General features: G+C 69.3%; 9 protein-coding genes. 7 read left to right on the top strand and 2 right to left on the bottom strand.

Features of this window, described 5'->3' with window-relative positions; all coding sequences use genetic code 11:
• Positions 1–32 precede the first annotated feature (32 nt).
• The 3 genes from B100_RS0112430 to B100_RS0112420 are packed head-to-tail and all read left to right on the top strand — an operon-like array spanning position 33 to position 3885.
• A complete protein-coding gene (locus tag B100_RS0112430; RefSeq protein WP_024884764.1) occupies positions 33–1691 on the top strand; it encodes an ABC transporter substrate-binding protein in 1659 nt (552 codons plus the stop codon).
• Positions 1688–3205 (top strand): GH39 family glycosyl hydrolase, encoded by a 1518-nt coding sequence (locus B100_RS0112425; RefSeq protein ID WP_024884763.1) that lies wholly within the window; start codon positions 1688–1690, stop codon positions 3203–3205. Before B100_RS0112430 ends, B100_RS0112425 begins: the two co-directional genes overlap by 4 nt.
• On the top strand, positions 3202–3885 hold the full coding sequence (locus B100_RS0112420; protein ID WP_024884762.1) for a hypothetical protein: 684 nt from the start codon (positions 3202–3204) through the stop codon (positions 3883–3885). Before B100_RS0112425 ends, B100_RS0112420 begins: the two co-directional genes overlap by 4 nt.
• Positions 3886–3899: 14 nt before the next feature.
• Here B100_RS0112420 and B100_RS0112415 read toward each other — a convergent pair whose 3' ends face one another.
• A complete protein-coding gene (locus B100_RS0112415) occupies positions 3900–5864 on the bottom strand; it encodes an alpha-glucuronidase (RefSeq protein WP_024884761.1) in 1965 nt (654 codons plus the stop codon).
• A 113-nt stretch (positions 5865–5977) separates the two neighbouring features.
• Positions 5978–9784: a GH92 family glycosyl hydrolase gene (locus B100_RS0112410; RefSeq protein ID WP_078540875.1), complete on the bottom strand. Its 3807-nt coding sequence runs from the start codon at positions 9782–9784 to the stop codon at positions 5978–5980.
• A 676-nt stretch (positions 9785–10460) separates the two neighbouring features.
• Between B100_RS0112410 and ngcE the strand changes: the two genes are divergently transcribed.
• From ngcE to B100_RS0112390, 4 genes are all read left to right on the top strand, one after another.
• Positions 10461–11804 (top strand): N-acetylglucosamine/diacetylchitobiose ABC transporter substrate-binding protein, encoded by a 1344-nt coding sequence (gene ngcE / locus B100_RS0112405; protein ID WP_037722679.1) that lies wholly within the window; start codon positions 10461–10463, stop codon positions 11802–11804.
• Positions 11805–11811: 7 nt separating this feature from the next.
• Entirely contained in the window at positions 11812–12873 is a 1062-nt protein-coding gene (locus B100_RS0112400) for a carbohydrate ABC transporter permease (RefSeq protein WP_024884758.1), read from the top strand.
• The gene (locus tag B100_RS0112395) at positions 12870–13778 is read left to right on the top strand and encodes a carbohydrate ABC transporter permease (RefSeq protein WP_024884757.1); all 909 of its coding nucleotides are present in this window, start codon (positions 12870–12872) and stop codon (positions 13776–13778) included. Before B100_RS0112400 ends, B100_RS0112395 begins: the two co-directional genes overlap by 4 nt.
• Before the next feature lie 227 nt (positions 13779–14005).
• Positions 14006–15217 (top strand): ROK family transcriptional regulator, encoded by a 1212-nt coding sequence (locus B100_RS0112390; RefSeq protein WP_024884756.1) that lies wholly within the window; start codon positions 14006–14008, stop codon positions 15215–15217.
• Positions 15218–15351 lie beyond the last annotated feature (134 nt).

The raw sequence follows: 15351 nt of genomic DNA, 5'->3' as shown, positions 1-15351 counted from the left end.
TTAACTCCCCACCCCACGTCCCAGGAGTCATCGTGAAGAACACCGGACCGCTGTCCCGGCGCCAGGTCCTCGCCGCCGCCGGATTCATCGGCCTCGCCACGCTCACCGGCTGCGGCAGCGACGGTGACGGCGGGGACACCAAGGACCTGACGAAGAAGCGCACCGGCGCCATGAAGGACTACCGCCCCGGACAGCAGTTCAAGGCCACCGAGCCGCTCACCTTCTCCGTCCTGCACAACGACAACCCGGTCTACCCGATGAAGGAGAGCTGGCTGTTCTGGAAGGAGCTCACCCGGCGCACCGGCGTCACCCTGGACGCCACCCCGGTCCCGCTGAGCGACTACGAGAAGAAGCGCAGCCTCCTCATCGGCGCGGGCGACGCCCCGCTGCTGATCCCCAAGACCTACCCGGGCGCGGAGACCGCCTTCGTCTCCTCCGGGGCCGTCCTGCCGGTCAGCGAGTACATCGACCTGATTCCCCACTTCCGGGAGAAGGTCACCAGATGGCGGCTCCAGCCCGAGGTGGACTCCCTGCGCCAGTCCGACGGCCGCTACTACCTGCTGCCCGGACTGCACGAGAAGGTGCGCCAGCAGTACTCGCTGTCCTTCCGCACCGACGTCCTCGACCGGCACGGGCTGGCCCTTCCCACCACCTGGGACGAGGTGTACACGACGCTGAAGGCGCTGCGGCAGGAGTATCCCGACCGCTACCCGTTCACCGACCGCTGGAGCACCAACACGCCCTTCCCGGCGGGCGCGTTGTTCCAGTACCTCGGCCAGGCACACGGCGTCCGGGCCGGCTGGTCGTACCTGAACACCACCTGGGACGCCAAGGCGGAGCAGTTCGTGTTCACCGGCGCCACGGACGCCTTCCGCCAGGTCGTCGAGTATTTGCGCAAGCTGGTCGTCGAGCAGCTGATGGACCCCGAGAGCTTCACGCAGACCGACGAGGAGGCGGTCAGGAAACTGCTGGGGGAGAAGGCCTTCGCGATCAGCGCCAACGCGCAGGAGCTGGTGCAGAACTACCGCTACAACCTCCAGCGGCAGGTCGAGGGCGCCACCATCGAGATGATCCCGGTGCCCATCGGCCCGGCCGGACCGGTCCTCATGGGCGGCGGGCGCCTGGAGAACGGCATGATGATCTCCAGCAAGGCGCTCGAGCGGGACGACTTCGTCGCCCTGATGCAGTTCGTGGACTGGCTCTGGTACTCCGACGCGGGCCAGGAGTTCTGCAAGTGGGGCGTGGAGAACACCACGTTCACCCGCTCCGGCACCACGGGCTACGACCTGAGGCCCGGAATCTCCCTCATGGGCTCCGACCCGGGCGCCCCGAAGGACCTGCAGAAGGACTTCGGCTTCTTCAACGGCGTGTTCACCTACGGCGGCAGCTGGGCGCTGGTGTCCTCCTCCTTCGGACCGGACGAGAAGAGGTTCACCGACGCGATGGCCTCGCGCGAGGAGCTGCCCACCGACCCGCCGCACCCCCTGCGCGCCGAGGAGCAGGAGCAGGCCACCCTCTGGGACACCCCGCTGAAGGACCACGTCACGCAGAACGCCCTGCGGTTCGTCCTCGGCAAGCGTCCCCTGTCCGAGTGGGACGACTACGTCAAGGAGCTCAAGGCCAAGAACATGGACCGGTTCATCGAGCTGCACAACCAGGCCCACGAGCGGTTCAAGAAGGAGAACGCGTGATCCACGTGCCCACCGAGCCGGCCGGCCGGCTGTCCGACGCCTGGCGCGCCTGCGTCGGCACCGGCCGGATGGACCTCGCGCTGCGCCGCGACTACCAGGACTCCCTCTCGCTGCTCCAGCGCGAGATCGGCTTCCGGCATCTGCGCGGCCACGGCCTGCTCAGCGACGGCATGGGCGTCCACCGCCCCTACGAGTGGCAGGGCGCCCGCCGCACCCACCACTCGTTCACCTACCTCGACCAGGTGCTCGACGCCTGCCTCGCCACCGGCATCCGCCCCTTCCTCGAACTCGGCTTCATGCCGCAGGAGATGGCCTCCGGGAAGCAGACGGTCTTCTGGTGGGAGGGCAACGTCACCCCGCCGGCCGACGAGAAGGAGTGGACCCGCCTGGTCCGCGCGGTCCTCACCCACCTGATCGACCGCTACGGCCTCGACGAGGTGCGCACCTGGCCCGTCGAGGTGTGGAACGAGCCGGACCTGCCCCCGTTCTGGCAGGACGCCGACGAGGCGGCCTACCACCGGCTGTACAAGGCGACGGCGCGCACCGTCAAGGAGGTGGACGCGGAGCTGCGGGTCGGCGGTCCCGCGCTGTCCCCGGCCGCCGACGGCTGGCTGGAGCGGTTCGCGGAGTTCACCGAACGCCGTGACGTGCCGGTGGACTTCGTGTCCCGGCACGCCTACGCCTCGGGGCCCGCCCGGACCGTCCCGTTCGGCACCCACCAGACCCTGGCCCCGGCGAGCACCCTGCTCGACCAGTTCGCCCAGCCGCGCCGGGCCCTCGAAGGCACCCGCCTGGCCCGACTGCCCGTGCACATCACCGAGTTCAACTCCTCCTACCGCCCCGACAACCTGATCCACGACACCGCCTTCCACGCCGCCTACCTCGCGCCCGTGGTGGCGTCGGGCGGCGACCACGCCGATTCCTTCTCCTACTGGACGTTCAGCGACGTCTTCGAGGAGACCGGCATCCCCACCGCCCTGTTCCACGGCGGCTTCGGCCTGCTCACCCACCGCCAGGTCCGCAAGCCCACCTACCACCTGTACGCCTTCATGGCCCGGCTGGGGGAGCAGCAACTCGCACGAGGTGAGGACCACTTGGTCACCCGGCACGCGGACGGCCGGGTCAGCCTGCTCGCCTGGGCCCCCGTCGACCCCACGGGACGCACCCCCGGCCCGGACCGGCACACCGTGCGCCTGTCCCTCCCGGTGGGCACAGAAGGGCGCGGTGAGGTGTTCGTCCGCCGCTCCTGCGTCGACGAGGAACGCGGCAACGCCTACACCGCCTGGCGGCACATGGGCTCCCCGCGCTCCCCGCGCCCCGGGCAGCTCGACATGCTGCACGAGGCCGCCGAGCCCGCCCGCAGCCACTCCCGGCTGCCCGTCGAGGACGGCCGGACGGACCTCACCGTCACGCTCGCCCGTCACGAGATCACCCTCGTCGAGCTGACCCCGGTGGACGACGAGACCCCGCCCTGGTGGGACGAGCGGCTGCTGCTCGGCGGGGAGGAGCCGTGAGCACCGTCCGCGCCGACGCCTTCGGCACCGGCCCGCTCTCCCGCGGCGCCGCCCTCATCCACATGCTGCTCACCGTCGAGGCCCTGCTGCTGCTCACCGCGGCGCCGGGCCTCGCCGGCCTCCTCCTGCTCACCCCCGACCCCGCCAACCTGCCGCTGGCCGCCGTCTGCCTGCTGCCCCTCGGCCCGTCCGCCGCCGCCGCCCTCTACGCCCTGCACCACCGCGTCGGCGACCTCACCGAACTCCGTCCGGCCCGTGCCTTCCTGCGTGGCTGGCGGCTCAACGCCGTACCCGCGCTGAAACTCTGGGCGCCGCTGCTGGGCTGGCTCACGGTGATCGCGTTCACCCTCACCCACTTCCCGGCCACCGGGCTGCCCGGCTGGTGGGCGTTCCTGCTGGCCGTGATCGGCACCGGGAGCCTGCTGTGGGGCGCCCACGCGCTGGTGCTGACCGCCCTGTTCGCCTTCCGCGCCCGGGACACCGCCCGCCTCGCCGCCCACTTCCTGCCGCGGCGACCACGGGCCACCCTCGGTGCCCTGTCGCTGCTGATCCTCACCGCCGCCGGCACCGCGCTGCTCACCGAGGCGCTGCCCGCGCTGCTCGCCGCACCCCTGCTGCTGTCGCTGCTGCACGGCAGCCGCCCGGTGATCGAGGAGACCCGGGAGCACTTCACGGCCTGAGGCCGCACGGGCGCTCAGTGGATGGTGCGCCCGTGCGCGTCCGGCACCCCGGACTTGCGCAGGAAGTAGGTGTTGATCTGGTCCCGCCACTCGCGGGCGCCGCGCACCTGCTCCTCGAACCGCTCCGCCACCCGTGCGTGCCGCTCCGGCTCCACCAGGTCCGCGAGGCCCGCCCACACCCGGCGGGCCTCCTCGGCCTCCTCCACACCCTCGAAGTGGGTGTCGTAGAGGTGCTGGATCACCGTCTTCCCGCTGTGCAGCACATGGCCGTACGGGACGTGGTGGAAGAACAGCAGCAGCTCGTCGGGGCAGGTGTCGGGGGACTCGTAGAGCTTCGCCCACGGCTCGGCGTACTGCCCGGCGAAGCCGGTGCCGGTCGCCACCGAGCGGTCGACGCCGATGCCGTCCCGGTCGGCGAAGTGGTAGGTGCCCCACGGGCTGTACTCGTAGCCGTCCACGCTCGGCCCGTAGTGGTGCCCCGGCTGCACCATGAAGCCCACCCCGAGCGGCGCGGTGTACTTCTCGTACGTGGCCCAGGAGCCGTCCATGATCGCGTGCAGTCCCTCGGCGAGCCGCCGGGGGGCGCCGGGGTGGGTCAGCGCGATCCACTCGTCGAGCACGGCCCGTGGGTCCGCCGCCGGGTCCCACGCCAGCCGCCCGAAGGTGTACAGGTTCGCCTGGGCGAGCGGGTGCCCGGTCCAGAACCGGTCGTCGCCGGCGTTGGACACGGCCACCAGCCCGTCGGCCCGCCGTCCGGCGCTCACCTCGCCGTCCGGGCGGAACCGCAGCACCTCGCTCCACATCGGTCCCAGCCAGCACACGTGCTTCTGCTGGCCGGTGTACTCCTGCGTGACCTGGAGCTCCACCGCGAGCCGGGTGTCAGGCATCGCGCCTATCAGCGGGGACACCGGCTCGCGCACCTGGAAGTCCATCGGCCCGTGCTTCACCTGGAGCACCGCGTTGGCCGCGAACTCCCCGTCCAGCGGCGTGAAATGGTCGAACGCGGCGCGCGCCCGGTCGGTCGTGCGGTCCCGCCAGTCCTGACGGTGGTCGTAGACGAAGGCCCGCCAGTGCAGCGTGCCGCCGTACGGCTCCAGCGCGGCCGCCAGCATGTTCGCTCCGTCGGCGTGGGAGCGGCCGTAGGCGAAGGGGCCCGGCTGCCCCTCGGAGTCGGCCTTCACCACGTACCCGCCGAAGTCCGGGATCGCCCCGTACACCCGGGCGGTCGCCTCCGCCCACCACCCGCGTACGGCCCCGTCGAGCGGGTCGGCGGTGGGCAGACCGCCCAGCACCATCGGCGCGGCGAAGCTGACCGACAGATGCGTGCGCACGCCGTACGGGCGCAGCGCGCCCGCGATCGCGGCGACGTCCCCGAGCCGGCCGGTCAGCAGCCGCGCCTCCGTGGCGTGCACGTTGACGTTGTTCACGGCGACCGCGTTGATCCCGCACGCGGCCAGCAGCCTGCCGTACGCCCGCACCCGGTCCAGGTCCCCACGCGCCCGGCCGTCCGCCCAGAACAGGGAGCCGCCCGCGTACCCGCGCTCGACCTGGCCCATCACCGGGTGCACGGCCACGTTGTCCCAGTGGTCCAGCATGCGGGTGGCGAGCGCGGGCCGGTACGCGCGCGGTGCGAGGTCACCGGCGAAGGCGTCCTCGCCGAGCCGTACGACGTGGAGGAGGCCGTACAGCAGCCCGGGGCCGCCGGACGCGGTCAACGTCGTGGTGCCGAGCCCGCGTCGGAGTGTGTAGCCCTCGTCGGCGGGCGCGTCGCCGGTGAGTTCGAGGACCAGATCGGCGCCCTCCGCGTCACCGTCCCGGACCACCTCGCCGCCGAAGCGCGCGCAGGCGTCGGAGAGTTCGCCGTGCACCGTGTCCGCCAGAGGGCCCGAGGCGCCCCGCAGGACCGAACGGCGGGTGCCGACCGCGCGGAACGCGGCGGCGGGCAGCCAGGCGGCGTCGAAGTCCCCCGAGTCCGTCATGGCCCCATTCTGCTGCACCGGAGGCCGCCGGGGTAACCCGTGGCCAGGAGGCGTCCCCAGCCGAAAAGGGCGGGCCCGGACCAGGGGTCCGGGCCCGCCAGGTGAGCGCGGGATCAGCTCAGCAGTTCCACCTCCGTGAGCGTCGCCTCACCGGTCAGCACCAGCCGGTAGTGCTCGTACGCCGTCGGCTCGGCGATCGAGAACGCGCGGGTCTGCTTGTCCCAGCGGAAGGACTCGTCCGTCCGCCGGTCCAGGTCCTGCCACGTGGTGCCGTCCGCCGAGCCCTGGAGCACCCAGCCGGTGGGCGCCTTGGTGTGGTCGGAGGAGGTCAGCGTGTACTGGACCGCCTTCGCGGCCTTCTCCACCGGCAGGGCGACCTCGGTCACCGTCGCGCCGGTCGCCGAGGTGTTGTCGAACAGGGCGCCGTCACCCTTCAGGGCGTCCGTGCGGGGCGTGGGCACCTCGTCGTCCTGGGTGATCGACACCGGCGCCGCGTCCTTGCCGGTGCCCCACGACGACGGGCGCGGGCCCATGTCGAACTCCAGCACCCCGCCCTTGGCGACCACCGAGTGCGGCAGCGCCGTGGAGTTCCACCGCTTGCCGTTGACCTTCAGCCCCTGCACGTACACGTTCTTGGCGCTGTTCCTCGGCGCCTTGACGACCAGCTCGCGGCCGTTCTCCAGGTGCACGGTGACCTTCGTGAACAGCGGGGAGCCGATGGCGTACTCGCCGCTGCCCATCACCAGGGGGTAGAAGCCGAGCGAGGAGAACAAGTACCAGGCCGACTGCTCGCCGTTGTCCTCGTCGCCGTGGTAGCCCTGTCCGATCTCGCTGCCGGTGTACAGGCGGGACAGCACCTCGCGCACGTTCTTCTGCGTCTTCCAGGGCTGCCCGGCCGCGTCGTACATGTACAGGGCGTGGTGGGCCACCTGGTTGGAGTGGCCGTACATGCCCATCCTGACGTCGCGCGCCTCGATCATCTCGTGGATGACGCCGCCGTAGGACCCCTTGAGGTCCGGGGAGGCCGTCTCGGGCGTGGACAGGTACTCGTCGAGCTTGTCGGCGAGGCCCTTGCGCCCGCCGTACAGGTTGGCGAGGCCCCGGCTGTCCTGGGCGGCGGTGAACGCGTATCCGTACCCGTTGGTCTCGGTGTAGTCGTAGCCCCAGACCCGGGGGTCGTACTCGGAGGACTTCACCCGCCAGTCGCCCTTGAGGTCGCGGCCCTGGAAGAAGCCGGCCTCGGAGTCGAACAGGTTGACGTAGTCCTGGGCGCGGTTGAGGAAGTACGCGGACTCCTCCTGGTAGCGCCTCTCGCCGGTCTTCTTGTACAGCGCCTCGCCCATCTTGGCGATGCCGTAGTCGTTGAGGTAGCCCTCCAGGGCCCAGGACAGGCCCTCGTGGGTCTCGGTGCTGGTGTAACCGAGGAAGGGCGAGGTCTCCATGCCCTTGCGGCCCACGCCGGACGACGGGGGCACCACGGTGGCGTTCTTCACCGCGGCGTCGTACGCGGCCGTCGCGTCGAAGGTGTCGACGCCCTTGACGTAGGCGTCCGCGAACGCCACGTCCGAGGAGGTGCCGGTCATCAGGTCCGCGTAGCCGGGGGAGGACCAGCGGGAGGTCCAGCCACCGTCCTTGTAGTGCTGCACGAAGCCGTCGACCAGCTCACCGGCCTTGGAGGGGGTGAGGAAGGAGTACGCCGGCCAGGTCGTCCGGTAGGTGTCCCAGAAGCCGTTGTTGACGTACACCTTGCCGTCCACGATCTTCGCGCCCGTGTGGGTCGGCGTGTCCTGCTCCGGCATCCGCTGGAACGGCGAGGCGTACCTGTACTTCCCGTCGACCTTCTCGAAGCCGGAGTTCGGGTACAGGTACAGCCGGTAGAGGCTGGAGTAGAGCGTGGTCAGCTGGTCCGGGGTGGCGCCCTCGACCTCGACCTTGCCGAGGATGCGGTCCCACTGGCGCCGCGCGTCCCGCTTCACCTTGTCGAACGAGGTCTTACGGCCGATCTCCTGGCGCAGGTTGTCCTTCGCCTGGTCGACGCTGATCAGCGAGGTGGCCAGGCGCAGGGTGACCGTGCGGTCCTTGCCCGCGTCGAAGCGCAGGTGGCCCCGCTCGCCCTTGGAGTCGCCGCCGGTGACCTTCTTGTCGAACTCGCCGTAGACGAACAGCCGGGTCGCGCCGGTGGACAGACCGGACTTCACGTCCGAGTAGCCGGTGAAGGAGGAGTCCTCCTTGTTCAGCGTCAGTCCCGCCTGGTCGGTGACGTTGTCGAAGACCACGCTCGCGTCGTCACCGGGGTAGGTGAAGCGCATCATCGCCGCGTGGTCCGTCGGCGCCATCTCGGCCTTCACGCCGTTCTCGAACCGCACCCCGTAGTAGTACGGCCGGGCGGTCTCGTTCTCGTGCCGGAAGGGCAGTGCGCGGGCCTCACGGCCGGTCTCCGGGGTGCCCTCCGCGGCCGACGGCATCACCTGGAAGGTCTGCCGGTCGCCCATCCAGGGGCTCGGCTCGTGGCTCGCGCTGAACGCCTGGATCGTGGTCAGGTTGTCGTCGTCGTTGCCCGCCGCGTACTCGTACAGCCAGCTGTCGGAACCGGCGTTGGTCACCGGGGTCCAGAAGTTGAAGCCGTGCGGCACGGCCGTGGCGGGGAAGGTGTTGCCGCGCGAGAAGCTGCCGCTGGAGTTGGTGCCGCGGGTGGTCACCGCGTAGTCGGACAGGTGGGCCTTCGGCGGCTCGGGCCGCACCTGCCTCAGCGCCACGTCGTCCAGCCAGCCGCGGAACTTCGCCGGGCCCTTGGGGGAGTCGTACGCCACCAGGATCCGGTCGACCGTCTTGCCCTTGGCCACCGAGCCGATCCGGGAGACCACGTTGTTCCACTGGTTGACGTACAGGACCTTGGCGTCGCCCTGCCCGCGCGGGGTGAGCGGGAAGCCGTGCTGGTCGGTGGCGCGCAGGTCGCTCAGGTAGCTGCCGTCGGTGAAGGCGAGGTCGACGGCGACGTTCGTGGCGTCGTAGTCGAGGTCGCCGTCCGCCATCGACGGGAAGACCCGGTACGACAGCTGGGTGTCCCGCTCGACCTTCACGTCGACGTCGAACACCTTGTTGTACGAGTAGGCCCGTCCGTCGGCGAGGTGCCGGCCGGCGTAGCGCAGCGCGCGCGTACCGGTGAAGCCCGCCCGTGCCTTGGCGGTCGGGGAGCCCGTCGGGCCGCGGTCGACCAGCGACAGCATGTCCTCGGGCACCGGCTCGTCCTCGCCGCCGGCCGCGAACTGGACGTCGGCGAGCTGTACGAGGTCGCCGCTGCCGTTCTTGGTGATCTCCAGCCGGAAGTGGCGGTACTCGCCGACCACGGACGCGTCCAGCGTGTACGTCTTCGTCTGGAAGCGCTCGGTGAACGTCTCGCCGGAGCGGGTGTCGAGGGTCTTCCAGTCCTCCCCGTCGGTGGAACCCTTGAGGGTCCAGTCGCGCGGGTCGCGCTCGTCGTGGTCGTTGGCGGAGGTGAGCGCGTAGCGCTGCACCTCGACCGGCGCGTCGAAGTCGAACTCGACCCAGGCGGAGGGCTCGAAGGCCAGCCACTTGGTGCTCGACAGACTGTCGACGAGGTGCTCCTTCACCTCCCGGCCGGCAGTGTTCTCCGCGCTCGCCCGGACCTCGGTGACGTGGTCGGTGACGTTGCCCGGGATGCCGGAGCTGTACCCGCCGTTCACCCCTGAGGCGCGTTTGCCGCCGCCCCGCGTGGTCTCGACGGTGTTCAGCCAGTCCGGCGCGGGCTCACCCGACTCGAACGACGACGCGAACTCCCGGTCGGCCTTCGGCGGTGTCGCGGGCAGCGCCACCGCGACGCCCTGCGAACCCGCGGCCAAGGCGAAAGCGGTCGCCGCGACGACCGCCGAACCCCATCTGTGCCGAACCCTCTGTTGCATGCGCGAGCACCCTCCCTGCGCTGGACAACGTTGTCAATTGCAGTGCGCAAGGACCAGTAGTGGGTCAAGTGGTCCAAGGTGTCAAGGGGTTGATTGTGGCATTCGCATCCGATGGCGGAGACATTTCCGTTGTGGAAGGTGCCCGAGGCTCTTATTTCCTGGAGGTCTCAACTCGGAAAAGACGTACGGGGAACCTTGCATTCGATCTTGCTCCGTCGGCGTGAAGTGGACTATACCTGTCGGCACTCCGGGGCAATCTTCACCGCACCCGCCCCGTACCAGCCGCACTTCCTGCACGACCCAGCTTGACCCGAACGCGGTGCCGGGAAGGATCCGGTTCACCGCCTGAGTCCTGGAGAAGGCGAGGACTTGAGCATGGGATCCACTTCCGGCGTAGGCCATTGCGATCTGATCAGGCGGAGTGCGGCCACCGCTCCGGCCCCGGCGACTTCCGTGCCGGCATCGCTCAGCTGATCACCGGCGCCGCATGGCGGCTCCGACACGACGGCGACAACGCCCCACGTGCGGCCGGCGCGGAACCGGTCCGGCCACGACGGGGCGCACACGCAGCACACCCGTACCGAGCCAATCGATCAGTGAGGATGCAGAGATGACCATTCGTGCCGGCTCTCTTGACAGGCGGACGCTCCTGCGCGGGGCCATCGCCACCGCGGCGGTGGGATCGTTCGCGGTAGCGTGCAGCTCTCCCTCCAGCAAGGACAGCGACGGCGGCAGCGGCCCGAAGGGCGAGAAGAGCGCCACGAACCCGTTCGGTGTCGCCGCGAACTCCACGGTCGAAGCGGCCATCTTCGACGGCGGCTACGGCACCGACTACGTCGATTACACCAACCAGGTGCTCGGCAGCCAGGTCAAGGGCCTCAAGGTCCAGGTCAAGCCGGTCGTCGACATCGCCCCCCAGCTCCAGCCGCGGTTCGTCGGCGGCAACCCGCCGGACCTCATCGACAACTCCGGTGAGGACCAGATCGGCTTCCTGGGCATCCTCGACCAGTTGGAGGAACTCGACGACCTCTTCGAGGCCGACACCTACGAAGGCAAGAAGATCGCCGACATCGTCTACCCCGGCGTCAAGGCCCCCGGCACGTTCAGGGACAAGTTCGTCGCGCTCAACTACGTGATGACCGTGTACGGCGTCTGGTACTCGAAGACGCTCTTCGAGGAGAACGGCTGGACCCCGCCGAAGACCTGGGACGAGGCGCTCGACCTCGGCCAGAAGGCGAAGAAGAAGGGCAAGTACCTCTTCGTCCACGGCAAGGAGGCGGCGACCTACTACCGCACGCTCCTGATCGACTCGGCGATCAAGGAGGGCGGCGACGAGGTCCGGCTCGGCCTGGAGAACCTGGAGAAGGGCTGCTGGTCGCACCCGGCCGTCCAGGGCGTCATCAAGGTCATGGAGACCATGGTCAGGCAGAAGATGTTCGTCCCCGGTGGCTCCGGCACCCAGTTCCAGAAGGCGCAGGCGATCTGGAGCAACGACCAGAAGGCACTGCTCTACCCGTCCGGTGGCTGGATCGAGAACGAGATGAAGAAGGCCACGAAGGCGGACTTCCAGATGACCGGATTTCCGTCGATGACGCTCACCGACAAGCCGGCGCTGCCCTGGGAGTCGCTCCGCGCGGCCGCCGGCGAGCCGTTCATCGTGCCCAGGCAGGGCAAGAACCCGGCCGGCGCCAAGGAGGTGCTGCGGGCGATGCTGTCGGAGAAGGCGGCCGCCAACTTCTCCAGGACGAAGCTGGCCCCGACGATCGTCAAGGGCACCGTGCCCGCCGACGGTTACGGATCGACGGCCCTCGTCTCGCAGACGACGATGCTGGACGCCGCGGGCACCAACATCTTCAACTACATGTTCGTCGAGACCTACGGGATGAACACCGACCAGCTGGTGCCGTGGAACTCGTTCCTCGCCGGTGACCTCGACGGCAAGGGGCTGACCTCGGCCCTGCAGAAGATCTCCGACAAGGTCCGGGAGGACGACTCCGTCGACAAGGTCAAGGTCAGCTAGCACCGCGATGAAGGACACGATCCCCACTGCCGAAACCGCGAGCCGCCGGCCCGAGCCGGCCGCTCGCGGTGGGCGGCCACGGCGCCGCAAGCTCACGTTCGACCGGGTGACGTTCTTCCTCGCGTTCCTCGGTGTCCCGCTGGCCATCTTCGTGATCTTCGTCCTGATCCCGTTCGGCCAGGCCATCTTCTGGGCGATGACCGACTGGCGCGGCTTCAGCCCGGACTACAACTTCGTCGGCTTCGACAACTTCACGAAGATGTTCCAGGACGACATCTTCCTGAAGGCGTTGCGCAACGTCGCACTCCTCGCGGTCTTCGTACCGCTGGTGACGCTGACGCTCGCCCTCGGGGTCGCCGTGGCCATCACCCTGGGAGGGCCGGGCAAGGGCCCCGTCCGAGGGATCCGGGGAGCGTCGTTCTACCGGATCATCTCGTTCTTTCCCTACGTCGTGCCGGCGATCATCGTCGGTCTGATCTGGGCGCAGATGTACGACCCGAACGCCGGGCTGCTCAACGGCGTCCTCACGGGCCTCGGCCTCGACCAGTTCGACACGTTCGCGTGGCTGGGCGAGAAGGCGGCGGCGATGCCGGCCGTGATGTTCGTCATCGTCTGGGGGCTCGTCGGATTCTACGCGGTGCTCTTCATCGCCGCGATCAAGGGGGTTCCCGCGGAGCTGTACGAGGCGGCGAGGATCGACGGGGCCGGCCGGTTCCGCACCACGATCTCGATCACCCTGCCGGCGATCCGGGACAGCGTGCAGACGGCGTACATCTACCTGGGCATCGCCGCCCTCGACGCGTTCGTCTACGTCCAGGCGATGGTGCCGAACGGCGGCCCGGACAACTCGACCCTGACGATCAGCCAGCGTCTGTTCAACGTCGCTTTCGCCAAGCAGCAGTTCGGCTACGCCACCGCGATGGGCGTCGTCCTCGCCGTCGTCACCCTGGTGTTCGCGGCGCTGGTGTTCCTCGTCAACCGCCTCACGGGCGGCGGCGAGGGCGAGAGCAAGAGGAAAGCACCTGGGTCCAGAGCTCGGCGTGCCGCAGCCAAGGGAGGTGCCGGGTGAGCGTCATCGCCGCCGACCGGAAGCGGGTCAGTGACCGTGAACCGGCGAAAGACCGGAAGCTGACGCGCGTCGCCGTGAGCAGCGACCGCAGATTCGCGGCGATCTCGCACGCCCTGCTGATCGTGTGGTCCGTGATCGTGATCGTGCCCATGCTGTGGGTGCTGATGTCGTCGTTCAAATCGACCGGCGAGATCCTTTCGTCGCCGTTCTCGCTGCCGGATCACTGGCGGATCGAGAACTACGCGAACGCGTGGACCGACGCGAGCATCGGAAGGTATTTCCTGAATTCCGTGATCGTCGTGGTCTCGGCACTGATCCTGGTGATGCTGCTCGGCGCGATGTGCGCCTACATTCTCGCCCGGTTCGAGTTTCCCGGCCGCCGGCTGATCTACTACGTCATGCTCGCCGGCCTGACTTTTCCGGTCTTTCTGGCGATCGTTCCGCTTTTCTTCCAGTTGCAGAACTTCGGGCTGCTGAACACGCGTCTCGGACTGATCCTCACCTATGTCGCGTTCGCGCTGCCGTTCACGATGTTCTTCCTCTACTCGTTCTTCCGGTCGCTGCCGCACGACGTGTACGAGGCCGCGCTGATCGACGGTGCAGGGGACTGGCGGGCGTTCTTCCAGGTGATGCTGCCGATGGCCAGTCCGGGCATGGCGGCAGTGGCGATCTTCAATTTCCTGGGCCTGTGGAACCAGTTCCTGCTGCCGGTGGCGCTCAACACCGACCAGGACATGTGGGTCCTCACCCAGGGCATGGCCGCCTACGCGTCCTCGCAGGTCTACGACATCGACTACGGCGCGCTGTTCGCGGCGATCGTGATCACGGTGGTGCCCGTACTGGCCGTGTACTGCGTCTTCCAGCGGCGGATCGCCGGTTCGGTGTCACAGGGAACCTTCCGCTGACCCACCGCCGCTCCACCCGTCGTACGCAGGGGTCCGGCCCCGGAGAGACAGCTCTCCGGGGCCGGACCCCTGTGGCGCACCGCGAGTAGTCGGCCGGGTACGGCCTGGAACCGATTTCTGTCAAGGTCTTGACGGCACTGGGCGATTCAGCGGAGTTTGGACTTCATAACTTGTACAAGGCCTCGTCGCCCCAGGGTGACGCGGGCCAGGGATGAGGGTGAGAGTCAATGGAGACTCCGGGGTCGCAGTCGTCGCTGCACCGAGCCAACTTGGAGCGGGTCGTCCGGGCAGTACGTCTTGCGGGTTCGCTCACCCAGGCCGAGATCGCGAGGACGACCGGTCTGTCCGCTGCCACGGTCTCCAACATCGTGCGGGAGCTCAAGGACAGCGGCACCGTCGAGGTGACCCCGACGTCGGCCGGGGGCCGCCGGGCCCGCGCCGTCTCGCTCAGCGGGGACGCCGGCATCGTGATCGGAGTCGACTTCGGCCACACCCACCTGCGGGTCGCGGTCGGGAACCTCGCCCACCAGGTGCTGGCGGAGGAGGCGGAGCCGCTGGACGTGGACGCCTCCTCGGCGCAGGGCTTCGACCGGGCGGAACAGCTGGTCAGCCGGCTGATCGAGGCGACCGGGGTGGATCGTTCCAAGGTCGCCGGGGTGGGCCTCGGTGTGCCGGGGCCGATCGACGTGGAGTCCGGCACGCTGGGATCCACCGCGATCCTGCCCGGCTGGTCCGGCACCCGGCCCGCCGAGGAGCTGCGGGGGCGGCTCGGCGTACCGGTGCACGTGGACAACGACGCCAACCTGGGCGCCCTCGGCGAGATGGTCTGGGGCAGCGGCCGGGGTGTGCGCGACCTGGCGTACATCAAGGTCGCCAGCGGTGTGGGGGCGGGTCTGGTGATCAGCGGCAAGATCTACCGAGGGCCGGGCGGAACTGCGGGCGAAATAGGACATATCACCCTTGACGAGTCGGGTCCGGTCTGCCGCTGCGGCAACCGCGGCTGCCTGGAGACCTTCACGGCCGCGCGCTACGTGCTGCCGCTCCTCCAGCCCAGCCACGGAACGGACTTGACCATGGAGGGCGTCGTACGGCTGGCGCGGGACGGCGACCCGGGCTGCCGGCGCGTGGTCGCCGACGTGGGGCGTCATATCGGGTCGGGTGTGGCCAATCTTTGCAACCTGTTGAATCCGAGCCGGGTGGTGCTCGGCGGCGATCTCGCCGAGGCGGGCGAGCTGGTCCTCGGGCCCATAAGGGAGTCTGTGGGACGCTATGCCATCCCCAGTGCGGCACGCCAACTGTCCGTGCTTCCGGGGGCACTTGGCGGCCGTGCGGAGGTGCTCGGCGCCCTCGCCCTGGCTCTGAGTGAAATGGGCGATTCGACCCTTTTGGACGGAACGGCGACGGGGTCCCTCGCCGCGTCCACCCCTGCCTTCACTTAGAGAACGGATGGCACCGTTGCCATCTCGTTAAGGATTTACTTCTTGACGTCGCACGCGCGGCCGAGTTGACTTCCAGCCACCTCGGCCGCAACGACGCGGCCTCGTCAGGGAGGTTTCTAGAAGTGAACACGCGT

The sequence above is a fragment of the Streptomyces sp. CNH189 genome, assembly GCF_000527195.1.
This window is presented reverse-complemented; position numbering and strand designations above follow the sequence as displayed.